This window comes from Pseudoclavibacter sp. RFBA6, from assembly GCF_002931575.1.
GTDB classification, from domain to species: Bacteria; Actinomycetota; Actinomycetes; order Actinomycetales; family Microbacteriaceae; genus Pseudoclavibacter; species Pseudoclavibacter terrae.
Genome location: NZ_PSUA01000005.1, coordinates 77895 through 94293 on the forward strand (window position 1 = coordinate 77895; position 16399 = coordinate 94293).

Sequence of the window (16399 nt, forward strand, 5' to 3'; positions counted from 1 at the left end):
GCGTGAGCGTGCACATCCGCAGCATCGGCACCGCAGTGCCCCCGACCGAGCTGCCGCAGACCCAGGCCCGTGACCTGTTCGCAGGTCAGCCAGGCATCAACCGCCTCGGCGCGCGCCTCATCGGCGCGGCGTTCGACGGCTCGGCGATCGACCGCAGGCACACCGTCGTGGATGCGCTCGCGGGCGGAGAGGACTCGGCGCTCGTCGCCGGCGGCCAGGTCCTTGACGCATCGACGGGCGCCCGCAACCAGCTCTACGCCGAGCGCGTCCCCGAACTGCTCCTCGGTGCCACCCGCGCCGCGCTCGACGGCAGCGGCCTCGACACGGCCGACATCACGCACGTCGTCACCGTCTCCTGCACCGGCTTCTACGCGCCCGGCCCCGACTACGAGATCGTGCGCGGCCTCGGCCTGTCACCGCGCGTGCAGCGCTTCCACCTCGGCTTCATGGGCTGCTATGGAGCCTTCCCCGCGCTGCGGGCAGCGGATGCGTTCGCTCGCGCCGACCCGAACGCGGTTGTGCTCATCGTGTGCGTCGAGCTGTGCACCATCCACCTCACCAGCTCGAACGACCCCGAGCAGATCGTCGCGACCTCCGTCTTCGCCGACGGCGCGGCAGCGGCCCTCGTAACGGCGCGCCTCGCCCCGGCCGGCGCGAGCATCCTCACCATCGACGCCCTCGAGAGCACCATCACCGACGAGGGCGAGTCGGAGATGGCGTGGACCATCGGCGACAGCGGATTCCGGATGCGCCTCTCCGGGTACGTGCCCAGCATCATCGGAGCGTCCATCGGCGATGTCGTCGGGCCGCTTCTCGCGCCGACCGTGCCGTCGGAGACGCCGCTGTGGGCGATCCACCCCGGCGGGCGGAGCATCCTCGACAAGGTCGAGCAGTCGCTGGGACTCACGGAGGAGCAGCTCGCCCCGTCCCGCGGCGTGCTGCGCGACTACGGCAACATGTCGAGCGCGACGGTGCTGTTCATCCTCGAGCGGCTGCTCGGCGAGGGTGCCGACGACACCCACCTCGAAGGGGCTGGCGAGGCTCTCTGCGCGATGGCGTTCGGGCCCGGCCTCACGGTGGAAGTCGGCAGGTTCACGCGGATGCGTGCATGAGATCCGTGCTGGGGGCAAAAGTCGCGCGAACTCACGACCGCGGTGTCGGCGCTACCTGTGCCCGCCGCGTTGAGATCGCCACCGGCCACCCGCGCGAGGCCCCACGCCCGTGAGCGCGACCATTCTCACTTCGCTTCGTCCTCTGCCGCGCGACACGACCTCGCTCGAGCTCATGGACGACCCCGACTGCGACCGCGACCGCCTCTTCGCCACGTACGCGCAGTTCCGCGCGGTGAACGCGCTCGTCGCAGGATGGCGGCGCGTGTACCTGCGCGACGTGCGGCCCGTCCTCGACCGGCGGCGCGCATCCAGGCTGCTCGACATCGGCTTCGGCGGCGGCGACATTCCGCTCGCCCTCGCCGGCTGCGCGGCCCGCGACGGGCTCAGGCTCGAGGTCACCGCCATCGACCCGGATGAACGCGCGCACGAGTTCGTCGAGTCGCGCGGGCTGACGCGGCGCGGCGTGCACTTCCGGGCGGCGTCGAGCGGGGAGCTCGTGGCAGCGGGGGAGCGGTTCGACATCGTCACCTCCAACCACCTGCTGCACCACCTCGACCCGCACGCGCTTGCCAGCCTGCTCGACGACAGTGCGTCCCTCGCGCCGCTCGCCCTGCACAGCGACATCGAGCGCGGGCACCTCGCGCTCGCCGCGTTCGGCGTCGCGACGAAACCCCTCGACCGCGGGTCGTTCGTCCACTACGACGGCACCCTCTCCATCCGCCGCAGCTACACGGCCCCCGAACTTCGGGCAGCCGTGCCTCAGGGTTGGCACGTGCGACGCCAGTTCCCCTACCGACTGCTGCTGACCCGAGACGAGACGCTCACACCGCAGCGGTGAGCGGATGCGCGACCCGCAGTGAGCGCTGAGCTTCCGGCGCCAGCTCCAGCGTTCGCTTCAGGCCGCCCGTGTAGGTTCGGCGTCGTGAATGTGCCCCCGCTGCTGGTCGCCGCGACGACGAGCTACGCCGCCAACTGCGCGCTCGGCGCCGGGGTGGCGACCGGGGTCGTGCGAACCGGTCGCTGGCACTGGATCCATCACGCTCTCTACATCTGCACGTCCGCGCTGACACTCGCCGCGGGCATCGCGCTGCTCACGAGCCACGACGAGCGCCACCGCCGGGCCGGCCAGCTGCTGCTGCCGACCGCGGTGCCGCTCGCCGCGATCCCCTTCGCCGGCACGCACTCGCGGCGCCACCCGTCGATCGCCCTCACCGCCGCCCCCTTCTACGCGCTCGCGGTGCGCGCATCCACTCGCCCCGCATCTGGCGTCCTCGCCCAGCGCTGACCGCCGCCCCACTCTCCGGCTGACCGCCGCCCCGCATCGCTGCCAGAGAAACGGCCCTTCTGACCAGGCGAAAGCGGCACTTTGGCTGGCAACGCGCGCCAAGGGGGCAACCCAAGCGGCACTTTGGCTGGCAGCGATGAGGGCGAAGTCGAGAGCAGCCGTTCGGCTGGCAGCGTTCCGCCGCGATCCGAGAGGCGGCGCGTCAGCCCTCGCCGTTGTAGTACGGCCACGGGTTGATGCGTCGGTCGCCGCGGCGGTCCGGCCCGGTGAGCGTCACCTCGCCGGTCGCGGCCCACTCGACGCCGCGCGGGAACATGCGGATGAACTCGATGCGGCGGAACGTGTCGATGTCGTGCCCGATCGTGATCGTGAAGGAGCGGCCGGTGCCGTACTCATTGATCCAGGCGAGGGGCTGATCTGTGTTGATGCCAGGCAGCGCGGATACGCCCTCCGCTGGAATGGCGACGGGGTAGTGCGGCATCGGCCAGATGGGCGCCTTCTCGTAGGACTCGAGGTCGTCGAAGGTCGTGAGCAGCACCCGCGTGCCCTCATAGAGTTCGACGCCGACGAGGATGTCGTCCCCGGTGACCGTCCAGGTGTTGTTGATGCCGTCCGTGATGGCATGACGCGGTTCGGTCGTGCGCAGCTGGGCCTCACCCCACGGGCGGGGGCGGATGCCCGTCGGTACGCTGAGCTTCGAGCCGCGCATGACGTTGTACTCCTCCGGGTACCCCCAGTCGTCCTCCTGCACGGCCGAGCCGTGGAACCAGACGATGCCCTTGCCGTCGTCGTGCACGAACTTCAGGATCGCCGCATCCGTCTCCGACCCGAAGCCGGTGCCCTGATCGTGGTAGCCGTCGCGGCCCTCGAAGACGATGAGCAGCACATCGTACTTGTCGATGATCTCGGAGGTGAGACCGCGGGGGTCCTCGGTGACGCGCACCTTGAAGCGGCCCGTGTCTTCGAGGAGCGTCGTCAGCCACTGGTTGTGCTGACGGAAGCTGCGGAACTCGTTGTCATGCTCGGATGTCATGTGCCCCGAGAGGATGAGCACGTTGAGGGGACTGGTCACTGGTTCTCCTTTGAGCCGGGTGGCCCAGCCAGGCTGACACGCTTCTGTCGCATTCGCACATAAGAAATTCGGATCGCGACCATCATCCCTTCGGTGTGGACTTTTGCGACGCGATGTCACCTCTCACACGCTCGGCATAGGTTTCAGGCGGATGCGACAGACTCTGCGCATGGAATTCCTCGACGTTCTGCGACGCCGCAAGACCACGAACGGCCCCTTCCTCCCCGATCCCGTCAGCGAGGAGCACCAGCGCCTCCTCATGGAGGTCGCCGGCCGCGCGCCCTCGCAGCTCAACAGTCAGCCGTGGCGGTTCGTGGTGGTCGAGGCGCGGGAGACGATCGAGGCGATCGCGAGCATCAGCGGCGAGAGCATGACAACCGCCATGAGCAATGGCACCTTCTTCGAGCGCTACAAGCCGTACTTCCGCTTCAGCAAGGAGGAGATGGAGCAGCGGCGCGACGGGATGCTGTTCGACAAGCTCCCAGCCCCACTGCGGCCGTTCACGAGTCAGGTCTTCACGAAGCGCGGCCAGTTCCTCATGAACTCCCTGCGCGTGCCCAACACGCTCGGCGAGGAGAACCGGAAGCTCGTCGCCGGCTCCCCGCTCCTTCTCGGCGTCATGCTCGACCGCGCCGAGTACCGGCCGGGCGAGCTGTCGTCGTTCTACTCGGTGTTCAGCATGGGCGCGGCCATGGAGAACATCTGGCTCACGACGGGCGAGATCGGCATGGGAATCCAGTTCGTGTCGTTCCCCATGGAAGTGCCCGGCCAGTGGGACAAGATCGTCGACCTCCTGAAGGTGCCGGACGAGTTCGAGCTCATGGCCGTCTACCGCCTCGGCTACCTCCCCAAGGAGCAGCGCCGCCCCGCCATCGACTGGTCGTCGCACCAGCGCAAGCTGCCCTCTCAGTACGTATTCCGAGACACCTGCGAAACCCCGCAGCAAGGATGGGACGAGGCGCAGGCGGGCAGATAGCTCGGCTCGGCCACGAACCTGCCGCAACTCCGTTTCGGGATGGGAACCTTGCTTCGTTATGGGGAACTTCCCGCAACGAAGTGAGTTTCCCATCCTGAAATCGGGGGCTGCGCGCGAGCGAGCGGATGCGCGGGTCAGGACACCGCGTCTGTCACCTCGCGGAGTCAGGCGCGGTTGAGTTCGCGAGCGCGGTCCGCGCGACTTCGCCGGAGAGTACGAGTTCGGCCACGGCCTCCATCTCGGGGCTCAGGAAACGGTCGGGACCGGTGCCGGGCGAAACCGTGGCGACGAGGTCGCGGACAGCGCCCGTCGCGCGCCCCGGTTCAAGCGGAGCTCGCAGCTGCAGCGCCCGCGACCCCGTGAGCACTTCGATGGCGAGCACCCTCCCGAGCCCGTCGACGGCTCGGCGCAGCTTCCGCGCGGCGGCCCACCCCATCGACACGTGGTCCTCCTGCATCGCCGACGATGGGATCGAGTCGACCGATGCTGGCACCGCCAGCCGCTTCAGCTCAGACACGATGCCGGCCGCCGCATACTGCGCGATCATGAGGCCGGAGTCGACGCCCACCTCGTGGGCGAGGAACGGCGGCAGTCCCCGGTTGCGTGCCGGGTCGAGGGCCCGGTCGGTGCGCCGCTCGGAGATGCTCGCCACGTCGGCGACCGCGATCGCAAGGAAATCGAGCACGTACGCGAGGGGCGCCCCGTGGAAGTTGCCGTTCGACGCGACACGACCATCCAGGGTCACGACCGGGTTGTCGACGGCGGATGCGAGCTCACGCGAGGCGATCAGGGCCGCGTGCGCCACCGTGTCGCGGGCCGCGCCGTGCACCTGCGGGGAGCAGCGAAGCGAGTAGGCGTCCTGCACCCGGCCATCCTCCGGCCCGCGGTGGCTTGCGATGATGGGGGAGTCGGCGAGGAAGCGCCGCAGGTTCGCGGCCGAGTCGCGCTGCCCGAGCTGCGGGCGCAGGGCCTGAAGATCAGCGGCGAAGACGGCGTCTGTCGCGAACTGGCTCTCGACCGACATCGCCGCCGCGACGTCCGCCGTCGTGAGCAGCATCTCGATGTCGTGGAGAGCGAGCAGCAGCATGCCCAGCATCCCGTCGGTGCCGTTGATGAGCGCCAGGCCCTCCTTCTCGCGGAGCACAAGGGGCTCGATGCCGGCCGAGGCGAGCGCATCTCGCGCATCCACCTCGGTTCCGGATGCGTCGCGCACCGTGCCCTCGCCCGTCGCGGCGAGCGCCAGGTGGGAGAGCGGGGCGAGGTCGCCCGAGCAGCCGAGCGAGCCGTACTCGCGCACGATCGGCGTGATGCCAGCGTTGAGCATCGCCGCATACGTCTCGACGACAACCGGGCGTACGCCGGTCCGCCCCGTCGCGAGGGTCTGCAGGCGGAGCAGCTGCAGCGCCCGGATGACCTCGCGCTCCACCTCCGGGCCGGTGCCCGCCGCGTGCGAACGCACGAGGCTCGCCTGCAGCTGCACGCGCCGCTCGGGCGCGATGAACGTCGTCGCAAGCGCGCCGAACCCCGTCGAGATGCCGTAGTGCGGGTTCGGGTCATCGGCGAGGCACTCGATGAGCTCACGCGAGCGGGCGACCTCCGCCAGTGCAGTCGGTGCGATCTCGACGCGCGCGCCGTGGCGCGCGACCGCGACGACCTCGGCGGGCTCGAGCGGACGCAGCCCGAGGACGACGGCCTCTGAGTTGACGGTGCTGCTGCCGGTCCCGCTGGTGTCCGTCCCCGCGATGATGGTGCCGGCCCCGCCGGCCCCGCCGGCACCTTGCGCGGCACTCTGGGCGGCGCAGGTCGTGTCGGCGGCGCTGTCCTGGTGCTCGTTGTGACCCGTTGCGGGCGCTGCTGTGCTCATGCGTCGATTCCACTCCACCCGTTGCGCGATGTCTGCGCGGGGAGGACACTCAGTGTCTGTGATCTCAGACAACTGGCCTCATGGCGGCGAACGAAGACCTGCCGCGCAGTTGGCGGTCGGCTCGGTGTCCAACATGAGTGCAATTCCTGCCCATTCCTGGGCTTTCGGGTGTTCCAGGCCGCTTATCGCACTGATGTTGGTCACGGCTACCACTCACCGGTGTGCGGCGGTCCGGGTGCAGGTCCGGGTCCCAGTCCCAGTCCCAGTCCCAGTCCCGGCGCAGGTGCCCGCCCGCCCGGCCAACTTCGGTGATAATTCGGGCCGACGAGGGGGTTCGGTGCGCTCCGGGCCTCGTTTGTCACCGAAGTCGGCCACCGGTGCCGGGGACTCGGTTGCGTCGGACCAGTCTCTGGCGCTCGTGCTCCTGACCAACATGCGTGCAATACCCGCCTCCCGTGGGCTCTCAGCGCGGTTCTGGCCGTTTTTCGCACTGATGTTGGTCACCGTCACCGTCACCGTCACAGCCACCGGCACCGCGACCGGTACCGCCGACGACAGGCCGAGGTCCCGTCGATGCCTGGCAGGGGGAAGCGCGTGAACGATGTCAGCGGCGAAGCGCCCGCCCGCGCCCAGGTGCCGGCGGCCGATCAGACCCTGGCGATTCTCAGCTTCTTGAGCCATCAGCGGGGCCCCGTCGCGGCGAGCACCATCGCGACGCAGCTCGGCATTCCGCGTTCGACCGTCTACCACCTGCTGACGACGCTCCTCGAGCGACGCTTCGTGGTGCACCTGCGCGGAGAGCGACGCTGGGGGCTCGGCACGGCCGCGTTTGAGCTCGCCGGCGGATACGCGCGGCAGGAGCCCCTCGCCCGAATCGGCCATCCGGTGGTCGCCGACCTCGTCGACCAGGTGGGGGAGAGCGCGCACCTCGCCGTGATGAGCGGGCGGGACGTGCTCTACATCGTCGACGAGCGCGCGCCGCGCCGCCCGGTGCTCGTCGCCGACGTGGGCGTGCGGCTGCCGGCGCACCTCACCGCATCCGGTCGCGCGATGCTGGCCGCGATGCCGCAGAAGCAGGTGCGGGCGCTGTACCCGGACGCCGCGTCGTTCGCAGACCGCACGGGCCGCGGCCCCAGGAGCCCCCGCGAGCTGCGGGGGCTTCTGGACGGCATCCGCAGCGGCGCGTTCGCGTCGGAGAACGGCGAGGTGTCCGCTGGGATGCGTTCTGTGGGGATGCCCGTGCTCGACCACGAGGGTTGGCCCGCAGCGGCGCTCGCCGTCACGTGGTCCGAGGAGCGCCCGCAGGACGAGGCCCGCCTGCGGGCGCTGCTCGAGGGAGCCGCGGGAGAGATCAGGCGCCGTATCCACGGCCTGTAGGCGGCCCGGCAGCTCAGCTGAGGTGCGGTGGGTTGCTGGTGTCCGGCTCGTAGTCGGTGGTTCCGAGCGGATGCCGTCTGCGCTGCCTGGCGCCCTTGACCATCGTGACGACGCCGTAGCCGCCGGCGAATCCTCCCACCCAGGTGAGGGCGTGCAGGTAGGCGGGGCCGCCCATGAGGTCGGCGACGAGGGCGATCATGCCGAGTGCGAGCCCCGCGACGAGGTATCCGAGGGCGAGGCCTTCTTGTCGAGTCATGTCCTCCTCCTTGTGCCAGGCAAGCGTGGGGGCTGACGCCGCTGAGCGCAGGGCCGATCGATGCGGTCGCTGGGGCCCTTGAGCGGTGTCATCTTTCTGCGCTACGCGCGGGAAGGGCCAGGGTGTGCGGAACCCGGCGGGTGTGAGGATGGGCGCATGGCTCGCATCCTCATCACCGGGTCCACCGACGGCCTCGGCCGCGCGACGGCCGAGGCGCTCCTCGACCAGGGGCACGCGGTGATTGTGCACGCCCGCAACCCGGGTCGAGCGGATGCGGTCTCCGACCTGGTCGACCGAGGTGCGGACCTCACGATCGTCGACCTCGTCGACCTCGCAGCGGTGCTGGATGCCACGCGCGAGCTGAACGGCGGCGCAGCCATCGACGCGGTCATCCACAATGCAGGAGTTCTCTCGGGTCCGAGCCTGCTGCCCGTCAACGTGGTCGCGCCCTACCTCTTCACTGCTCTGCTGACCGCCCCGACCAGGCACGTCTACCTGAGCAGCAGCATGCACCGGGATGGCAGGGCGACGCTCGATGGACTCGACTGGGATGGCGGTTCGGCGACTGCGAGCTACTCCGACACGAAGCTGCTCGTCGCGGCCTTCTCGGCCGCGGTCGCAGAGCGTTGGGCTCCTCGCGTGCTCGCGAACTCCGTCGACCCCGGCTGGGTGGCGACGAAGATGGGCGGTGCCGGGGCCCCAGACGACTTCGATCTCGGGCACGAGACGCAGGAGCGACTCGCGGTCGACCCCGATCTGCAGGTCAGCGGCGGCTACTGGCATCACGGTGCGCAGCAGCAGCCCGCAAGCGGCGTGCGCGACCCGGAGTTCCGCGCGCTCCTCCTCGAGGAGCTCGCATCCGTCACCGGCGTCGCGCTCCCTGAGCGCTGACGCTCATCCCGGCCTGACGGGCACTCCGCCTGCCGCGCTGCTGCTCTGCCCCTGCCCTGCCGTGAGTCGTCGCGAAGGGGTGTCTCGGGCCGCACTTTGCAACCACATGCGGCAACTCGCGCGATGAGGTGGGGCGCGAGATGGCAGCGGCAGCGGCAGTGGCAGTGGCAGTGGCAGTGATGCGCGCATCGCGCGCATCCGCACGAGCGCGGGCCCCGCGCATCCGCCAGGAAAGGAGGACCTGGTGGATGCGCGGGGCCCGCGCAGATCTTGAGTGTGCGGATCTCACGTCGCCGGTGGAGAACGGCGACGTCGTCGGGTGCGATCTAGCCGCGGCCCTGCACGGCGTACGGGTTGAGGATGGCCTCTTCCGTGCCGGGGAGGATGCCTTCTTCGGTGGCGGTGGGGTGGCCGGCGTCTGGCGGGAACGACTCGGTCATGGAGATCGGCATGGCGCCGTTGCGGTAGAGGTTGTTGGAACCGGTCGAGGGCTTCCAGTCGTTGGGCTCCCAGTCGGGAACGTAGTTGCGGTAGCCGCCGGTGTTGACCTCGATGCGCATGCCGCTGGGGTCGCGGAGGTAGAGGAAGCTCTGCTCGCCGATGCCGTGGATGGAGGGGCCGTACTCGATGGGGATGTTGTTCTCCATGAGCACGTCGGCGCCCTGGAGGAGCTCCTCGCGGGTGTCGACCCAGTACGCGTAGTGGTTGATGCGGCCGGGGCGTGACGAGCTGTCGAGGACGACGCCGAGGTCGTGGGACTTCTCGTTGGTGGTGAGCACGGAGAAGACGGTGACGGGGTGGTCGTCGAGGACCGTGTAGGCCATGATGCGGAAGCCGAGGACCTCGTTGTACCACTTCGCGAAGCCGCGGACGTCGGAGGCTGCGACGGTGACGTGGTCGAGCTGGCGGGGGCCGACGGCGTGCTTCGACCGCTTCTCGGGGCGGTCAGGGAAGACGGAGGCGTGCTCGGCGTCTGCCTGGTACTTGTCGACGTCCCAGTAGAGCTCCATGGTGTGTCCGTAGGGCCCGGTGAAGGTGTACGACTTGCCGTGGCCGACGCTGCGGTCAGTCCACTGGCCTTGCACGCCTGCTGCCTCGACGCGCTTCGCGGCCTCGTCGAGCGCTTCGGCGCTGGAGGTGCGCCATCCCATGATGTTGAGGGCGGCCTCGGGGCCCTCGGCGATGACGAGGCTGTACGTGTAGTAGTCGCCCCACGAACGGAGGTAGACCTTGCCGTCCTCGCGTGCGACGACGCGGAGGCCGAACTCTTCTTCGTAGAACTTCACCGAGGCCGCGACGTCTGGCGTTGCGATCTCGATGTGCGAGAGGTGGGAGAGCAGTTTGATCATCGTCGATCCTTTTCGTCTGGTGCAGTGCGTCTGTGGCGGTTCTCGGCCGCGGTGTGCGCGTGCCGTTCTCGGGCACACCACAACTTTCGTCTTGAACCCACATATCAGGGAAGCTGAACTTCATGATGCCGAGCATCATCGATGTGGATGATCCGCTCGCGGCTACCATTGCGGCATGTCCGGTGGCGGTGGTGACGAGCGCAGCGTCGCGCAGAAGCTGTTCGCGATCGCTGAGGCCTTCTCCGCGCGGGAGGAGCTGACGCTCACGCAGATCGCGGCGGCGGCGAACCTGCCGGTGTCGACGGCGCACCGGATGCTCGCATCCTGGACCGAGTGGGGTGGCCTCGAGCGGGCCGACTCCGGCGCCTACCGGGTTGGCATCAAGCTGTGGCGCCTGGGTGCGCGGCGCACGACGGCCGAGCGGTTGCGCGCGATCGCGCGTCCGTACCTCGAGGACCTCCTCGAGTCGACCGAGGAGAACGTGCACATCGCGGTGCGGGATGGCCTGGGCGCGGTGTATCTCGAGCGCATCTCGAGCCCGAACGCGGTGCGCGTGATCTCGGACGTCGGAGCGCGCCTTCCGCTGCACGCGACGGGGGTCGGGCTCGTGCTGCTCGCTCACGCGCCCATCGAGCTCTTCGACGAGGTGGTCGCGTCGAAACCGCGCCAGTACCTGCCGAACACGATGACCGACCCGAAGGCGCTGCGCCGACGGCTCGCGGAGATCCGCGCGACGGGCCTCGCCCGCTCGGTGGAGGAGATGACGCCGGGGGCCTTCTCCATGGCCGCCCCGGTGGTGGATGCGCACGGCGAGGTCGTCGCGGCGGTCTCGATCATCGCGCACGTCGAGCGCCTCGCGGAGCCGCAGTTCGCGCTCGGGGTGCGGATGGCGGCGCGGGGGATATCGGGGGCGCTCGGGCGCTGAGGCGCTGCGGTGATGAGGCGCGTGGATGGGCCCGGTTGCCCCGGGTGTTTCATGCCCGAGTGTCGCATCTGATACCGGATTGCGGGATTCCGTAGGTTAAGCAACATCGTTGCCGTACTGTCAGCCATGCCCGCACTTCGCGCGCTCGCCGCCCTTGTGCGGCACGAGGAGGCCTTCATGGCAAATCCCACCCTTCCATCGAACTCCGCCCCCCGCAGAGCTCGAATCCCTCTCCTGGCTGCAACCGGCAGCGTGCTCGCCGTGCTCGCCTTCGTGCCCGCGCTACTGCAGGCCAACTCCGCCCAGGCCATCGGCACTGCAGTGGACCTCGGCACCGCGTCGAGCTTCTCGGTGCTCGGCGGCGCATCCGTCTCCAACACCGGCGACAGCATCCTCTCTGGCGACCTCGGTGTCGCCCCGGGGAGCGCCATCTCCGGGTTCCCGCCCGGCATCGTGCTCGGCGAGACGCGGCCCCTCGAGGATGCCGCCGCCGCTCAGTCGGATGCCGCGATCGCGTACAACGCGCTCACCAGCCAGGCGTCCGACGCTCCTATCGCCGCGGACCTCGGCGGCCAGACCCTCGTGGCGGGCGTCTACAAGGCCGACACCTCGGCCGGCTTGACCGGCACGGTGACCCTCGATGCCGAAGGCGACCCGAACGCGGTCTTCATCTTCCAGATCGGTTCGACCCTGACCACCGCGCCGAACAGCACCGTCGCCCTCGTCAACGGTGCGCAGGCCTGCAACGTCTTCTGGCAGGTCGGGAGCTCCGCGACGCTCGACACGGACACGACCTTCGTCGGCACCATCATCGCGCTCGCATCCGTCACGGTGAACACCGACTCGACCATCGCGGGCCGTGCCATCGCACGATCCGGATCCGTCACCTTGGACGACAACACGTTCACGCCCGCGCTCTGCGCGCCGCCGACCGAGACCGAGCAGCCGACGGTCCCGCCCACCGAGACGGAGACCGAGCAGCCGACGGTTCCTCCGACGGAGACGGAGCAGCCCACGGTTCCGCCGACCGAGACTGAGGAGCCGACGGTTCCGCCGACGGCGACTGAGCAGCCGACGGTTCCGCCGACGGCGACTGAGCAGCCGACCGTTCCTCCCACGGAGACCGAGCAGCCGACCGTTCCTCCCACGGAGACCGAGCAGCCGACGGTTCCTCCGACGGAGACGGAGCAGCCCACGGTTCCGCCGACGGAGACCGAGCAGCCGACTGTCCCTCCGACGGAGACGGAGCAGCCCACGGTCCCGCCCACGGAGACCGAGCAGCCGACTGTCCCTCCGACGGAGACGGAGCAGCCCACGGTCCCGCCCACGGAGACCGAGCAGCCGACTGTCCCTCCGACGGAGACGGAGCAGCCCACGGTCCCGCCCACGGAGACCGAGCAGCCGAGCGCATCCCCGACGACAACCTCGAGCGCATCCCCGACGGCAACGTCCAGCGTGGCTCCCGGCCCGGTGAAGACGACCTCGCCGGAGCTCGCGACGACCGGCGCCGCTGACTTCAACCCGTGGATGGCGTTCGGAGCCGGGACGCTGCTTCTGGGAGGCGCCCTGAGCATTCTGGCGCTGCGCAGGAAGAACACGGCGTAGACCGGATCCATGCTGAAGAGCCGCCGCACCCTCCACGGGGTGCGGCGGTTTGCGGTGTCCCCGGGCTTCTGGAGGACCTGTTGCTGGTCGGCTACGGGATTCGAACGTCCGGCCTCACGCCCGCGGGCCAGGCTCCTTGTGGACCACAATGAATGTAGCTAGGCTAACTACATGACTTCCGCGACCCCCACCACCACGCCCGAGAAGTCCACCGCGCTGTCGTCGTCCGACACCTACTGGGACTCCTACCAGCAGCGGACGCTGCCCAAGGAATTCCTCGCCCTCTGCGCGATCGGGGCGACGCTCAGCGTCGGCTTCCTCGCCGCGGTCTCCGCCTTCCTCTGAGCCCGGCTTGGTTCCGCGCCGATGACTGACGTCTCGAACAATCGCGAAAACAGGTCGACGACCCGCGAGCATCCGTCACGCACCCCAGGCGATGACGCCTCGGAAGCTGTCGACGAACTCCGTCGCGCGGAAGCGCGCCTCGGCCGCCGGCGCCAAGCGACCGGCGAGCTGAGTGAAACGCATCGGTCTGCGATGAGGTTCATTCTCGAACGCACCAGCGACGGCATCACGACCAGCCCCAGCGCGCTCGCGGAGTACCTGGACGTCACGAGTGCGTCGGCCACGATGCTCGTGCAGCGCCTCACGGAGGCTGGCCTCATCCGCACCACGCCTGACCCGGATGACCGGCGACGCAAGATGATCGTTCCGGTCGATACCGACCTCGACGCCGATGAGATCGACCCGGTCACCGGCCAGATCCGTCACCTGTCTGAGGACCTCTCGCCGCAGGAGGCGAAGCTCGTCTCGCTGTATCTCGACCGGGTCACCGCGGTCGTCGACGGGGAATCCTCGAACGGCTGACGGCGACCTGCTCGAGATGAGCAACCATCGCGCTCGTCCAGCACTTGACCAAGCCGAGCAAGTACCCGGGGCTCACGACTTCAGTGGCGACGTCAGATCTGCAGGATGCCCGCAGTCGAGAGAACTCGACTGCGGGCATCCAAGCTAGCTGGGGGTCTGGGCGACCTCGCGGCTAGCTCGTCGCAGCCGAGCCTTCGAGCACCCAGCCGGGGCGCACGTAGTGGCACGTGTAGCCGCCCGGGTGCTTGCGGAGGTAGTTCTGGTGTTCTTCCTCCGCATCCCAGAATTCGCCGGCCGCTTCGACCTTCGTGACGACCTTGCCGGGCCAGCGACCCGACGCGTCGATGTCAGCGATCGTCTCGCGCGCCACTCGCTCCTGCTCGGGGGTGAGCGTCAAGATCACCGAGCGATAGCTCGTGCCGCGGTCGTTGCCCTGCCGGTTCTTCGTGGTCGGGTCGTGGACCTGGAAGAAGAACTCGAGCAGATCACGGTACGAGGTCTTCGACGGGTCGAACTCGATCTCGACGGCCTCGGCATGGTCGCCGTGATGCCGGTAGGTGGCGTTCGGGGTGGTGCCGCCGGCGTAGCCAACCCGCGTGCTGAACACCCCAGGCAGGTCGCGGATGAGTTCCTCGAGCCCCCAGAAGCATCCGCCGGCAAGGATCGCGCGCTCCTCAGCCATCAGATGCCCGCCTTGTCCTCGAACAGTGCGATGTACTGGCCGTAGCCGTCCGTCTCGAGGTCTTCGAGCGGAACGAAGCGCAACGCAGCCGAGTTGATGCAGTAGCGCAGTCCTCCCTGGTCGACGGGGCCATCGTCGAAGACATGGCCGAGGTGGCTGTCAGCGGCGGCCGATCGCACCTCCGTGCGCCGCATGCCGAGCGACGTGTCTGAGTTCTCGACGATGTTCTCCGCGTTCAGTGGCTTCGTGAAGCTGGGCCACCCGCATCCGCTGTCGTACTTGGTGGTCGAGGCGAACAGGGGCTCGCCGGAGACGATGTCGACGTAGAGGCCCCGGTCGTCGTTGTGCCAGAACTCGTTGTCGAAGGGGCGTTCGGTCGCCGACTGCTGTGTCACCGCGTACTGCTCAGGCGTGAGCCGAGCGATGGCGTCTTGGTCTTTCGTGTACTGCGTCATGGGTATGTCCTCTCCAACATCAGGTCAACACGCGGGCGGGTGAAAGCGTTCCGACATCGGATGCGCGTCTGCGCGCTTTTCGGCGGACGCTCAGGTTGGAGCGCAGAAAAAGCCCGCGGGGTCCGGCCAGGACGTCCAATCGAAGCCGATCCCCGCGGGCGGGTCGGCCGCTCGCAGAAGCGGCCGAGTCTTGAATTCTGTGGTGTCTAGCGGCTCTTGCCGAGCACGTGGATGGCTCCCGTCGTGACGCCGACCTCGAGCTTCTCGAGGGTCACGCCGCGGGTCTCGGGAACCTGCGTGATCGTGAAGATCAGCGCGAGCGCCCCGATCCCGGCGAAGAGGAAGAACACCCCGCTGATGCCCATCCCGGCGATGAGGCTCGGGAAGTAGAGGGCGAGGAACCCGTTGGTCATCCAGCCGAAGAACACGGAGACGCCGATGCCGAGGCCGCGCATGTGCAGCGGGAAGATCTCGGCGAGGTACACCCAGACGGCGACGTTGAGGAACGTCTGCATCGAAGCGACGAACGCGACGACGAGGATGAGGATCACGAACGGGCGGGCCGGGTTTCCGACGGGCAGCAGCAGCGACGAGGCGCCGATGAGCAGGTGGCACGTGGTCGTGAGCGTGAGGCCGATCGCGAACGTCTTCCGGCGGTCCACGCGGTCCATCATGTACAGCGCGATGAACCCGCCGATGACGGCGACGACGCCTGGCGCGATGTTCGCGATCAGGGCGGCGCTGGCCTCGAAGCCCGACTCGATGAGCACGACCTGCCCGTAGTACATGATCGAGTTGATGCCCGTCAGCTGCTGCATCATCGAGACGCCGATGCCGATGAGCAGGATGCGGATGAGCCACTTGTTGGTCAGGACGGCCGCGAGGCCGACCTTCGACTCTTTCTGCTCCTCCTCCGCGACCTGCTCGACCTCGCCGAGCTCGGCGATCGCGCGCTCCTCGGAGCGCACCGTCTTCAGCACGGCCAGCGCGTCGGCGTGACGACCCTTCTCGACGAGCCAGCGGGGCGACTCGGGCATGCGCAGCATCCCGAAGAACAAGCAGATGGCGGGGATCGCGCACACCGCGAACATGATGCGCCAGACCCCGTCGATGTGGCTGAGCGTGTTGCCGAGGATCGCATTGATCACGAATGCGGAGAGCTGGCCCGTGACGATCGCGACCTCGTTGCGGCCCGTGATGGACCCGCGGATCTCGAACGGCGCGAGCTCCGCCAGGTAGACCGGCACCACGGTGGATGCGCCGCCGACGGCGAGGCCCAGCATGATGCGGCCCACGACCAGCAGGGCGAAGTTCGGCGACGCCACGACGACGACCGTGCCGACGAAGAACAGGACGGCGAGGATGATGATCGTGCGGCGCCGGCCGGTGGCGTCGGAGATGCGCCCGCCGAAGAGTGCGCCGAAGGCGGCGGCGAACACGAGCGAGCTCGTGACGACGCCCTCGGTGAAGGCGTCGAGGCCGATCTCGGCGGCCATCGGACGCAGTGCGCCGTTGATGACGCCCGTGTCGTAGCCGAATAGCAGGCCGCCGAAGCAGGCGACGATCGAGATGAGCCCGAGCCGCTTGCGGTACGGGCCTGGCGTGAGTCTGGGGAGGGCCGTCTCTGACGCTGATGCCCCGTGCGTGGAAGTGATGAGAACTCCTTTGTCCGCGATCTGGGCC

17 protein-coding genes are annotated in these 16399 nt (G+C 68.9%); 10 read left to right on the forward strand and 7 right to left on the reverse strand.

The genetic code is table 11. From position 1 onward, the window contains the following. Positions 1–2: 2 nt before the first annotated feature. From C5C17_RS03210 to C5C17_RS03220, 3 genes are all read left to right on the forward strand, one after another. Positions 3–1112 carry a type III polyketide synthase gene (locus C5C17_RS03210; RefSeq protein ID WP_104251941.1) on the forward strand — a complete coding sequence of 370 codons (1110 nt, stop codon included), beginning with the start codon at positions 3–5 and terminating at the stop codon, positions 1110–1112. Positions 1113–1221: 109 nt separating this feature from the next. Next, entirely contained in the window at positions 1222–1950 is a 729-nt protein-coding gene (locus C5C17_RS03215; RefSeq protein ID WP_258065857.1) for a class I SAM-dependent methyltransferase, read from the forward strand. Positions 1951–2034: 84 nt separating this feature from the next. Beyond that, positions 2035–2397 carry a hypothetical protein gene (locus tag C5C17_RS03220; protein ID WP_104251942.1) on the forward strand — a complete coding sequence of 121 codons (363 nt, stop codon included), beginning with the start codon at positions 2035–2037 and terminating at the stop codon, positions 2395–2397. A gap of 202 nt (positions 2398–2599) precedes the next feature. Here the strand turns inward: C5C17_RS03220 and C5C17_RS03225 are convergent, their stop codons facing one another. Further along, positions 2600–3469, reverse strand: coding sequence for a ThuA domain-containing protein (locus tag C5C17_RS03225; RefSeq protein WP_104251943.1), 870 nt, complete (start codon positions 3467–3469; stop codon positions 2600–2602). 169 nt (positions 3470–3638) lie between these two features. Between C5C17_RS03225 and C5C17_RS03230 the strand changes: the two genes are divergently transcribed. Continuing rightward, the gene (locus tag C5C17_RS03230; RefSeq protein WP_104251944.1) at positions 3639–4445 is read left to right on the forward strand and encodes a nitroreductase family protein; all 807 of its coding nucleotides are present in this window, start codon (positions 3639–3641) and stop codon (positions 4443–4445) included. Positions 4446–4596: 151 nt separating this feature from the next. Here the strand turns inward: C5C17_RS03230 and hutH are convergent, their stop codons facing one another. Further along, positions 4597–6309 carry a histidine ammonia-lyase gene (hutH, locus tag C5C17_RS03235; protein WP_104251945.1) on the reverse strand — a complete coding sequence of 571 codons (1713 nt, stop codon included), beginning with the start codon at positions 6307–6309 and terminating at the stop codon, positions 4597–4599. A 594-nt stretch (positions 6310–6903) separates the two neighbouring features. On the opposite strand from hutH, the gene C5C17_RS03240 reads away from it, so the two are divergent. After that, on the forward strand, positions 6904–7686 hold the full coding sequence (locus C5C17_RS03240) for an IclR family transcriptional regulator (protein ID WP_258065859.1): 783 nt from the start codon (positions 6904–6906) through the stop codon (positions 7684–7686). Between the two features lie 13 nt (positions 7687–7699). Here the strand turns inward: C5C17_RS03240 and C5C17_RS03245 are convergent, their stop codons facing one another. Further along, positions 7700–7942, reverse strand: coding sequence for a hypothetical protein (locus C5C17_RS03245; protein ID WP_104251947.1), 243 nt, complete (start codon positions 7940–7942; stop codon positions 7700–7702). Between the two features lie 156 nt (positions 7943–8098). Here C5C17_RS03245 and C5C17_RS03250 point away from each other — a divergent pair, with 156 nt between their 5' ends. Next, a complete protein-coding gene (locus C5C17_RS03250; RefSeq protein WP_104251948.1) occupies positions 8099–8833 on the forward strand; it encodes an SDR family NAD(P)-dependent oxidoreductase in 735 nt (244 codons plus the stop codon). A gap of 326 nt (positions 8834–9159) precedes the next feature. Here C5C17_RS03250 and C5C17_RS03255 read toward each other — a convergent pair whose 3' ends face one another. Next, positions 9160–10182 (reverse strand): VOC family protein, encoded by a 1023-nt coding sequence (locus C5C17_RS03255; protein WP_104251949.1) that lies wholly within the window; start codon positions 10180–10182, stop codon positions 9160–9162. Between the two features lie 175 nt (positions 10183–10357). On the opposite strand from C5C17_RS03255, the gene C5C17_RS03260 reads away from it, so the two are divergent. The 4 genes from C5C17_RS03260 (at position 10358) to C5C17_RS03270 (ending at position 13579) form a co-directional block, all read left to right on the forward strand. Beyond that, positions 10358–11107: an IclR family transcriptional regulator gene (locus tag C5C17_RS03260; protein ID WP_104251950.1), complete on the forward strand. Its 750-nt coding sequence runs from the start codon at positions 10358–10360 to the stop codon at positions 11105–11107. A gap of 177 nt (positions 11108–11284) precedes the next feature. Continuing rightward, complete coding sequence (locus tag C5C17_RS03265) at positions 11285–12712, forward strand: ice-binding family protein (protein ID WP_104252281.1); 1428 nt, start codon at positions 11285–11287, stop codon at positions 12710–12712. Between the two features lie 171 nt (positions 12713–12883). After that, positions 12884–13057, forward strand: coding sequence for a hypothetical protein (locus tag C5C17_RS18500; RefSeq protein WP_181028462.1), 174 nt, complete (start codon positions 12884–12886; stop codon positions 13055–13057). 192 nt (positions 13058–13249) lie between these two features. Next, entirely contained in the window at positions 13250–13579 is a 330-nt protein-coding gene (locus tag C5C17_RS03270) for a MarR family winged helix-turn-helix transcriptional regulator (RefSeq protein ID WP_181028463.1), read from the forward strand. 172 nt (positions 13580–13751) lie between these two features. On the opposite strand, the gene msrA is transcribed toward C5C17_RS03270, so the two are convergent. The 3 genes from msrA to C5C17_RS03285 form a co-directional block, all read right to left on the reverse strand. Next, a complete protein-coding gene (gene msrA / locus C5C17_RS03275) occupies positions 13752–14261 on the reverse strand; it encodes a peptide-methionine (S)-S-oxide reductase MsrA (protein WP_104251952.1) in 510 nt (169 codons plus the stop codon). After that, entirely contained in the window at positions 14261–14716 is a 456-nt protein-coding gene (gene msrB / locus C5C17_RS03280) for a peptide-methionine (R)-S-oxide reductase MsrB (RefSeq protein WP_104251953.1), read from the reverse strand. The genes msrA and msrB overlap by 1 nt, the downstream gene beginning before the upstream one ends. Before the next feature lie 206 nt (positions 14717–14922). Further along, positions 14923–16392 (reverse strand): sugar porter family MFS transporter, encoded by a 1470-nt coding sequence (locus C5C17_RS03285; RefSeq protein WP_104251954.1) that lies wholly within the window; start codon positions 16390–16392, stop codon positions 14923–14925. Positions 16393–16399: the final 7 nt, after the last annotated feature.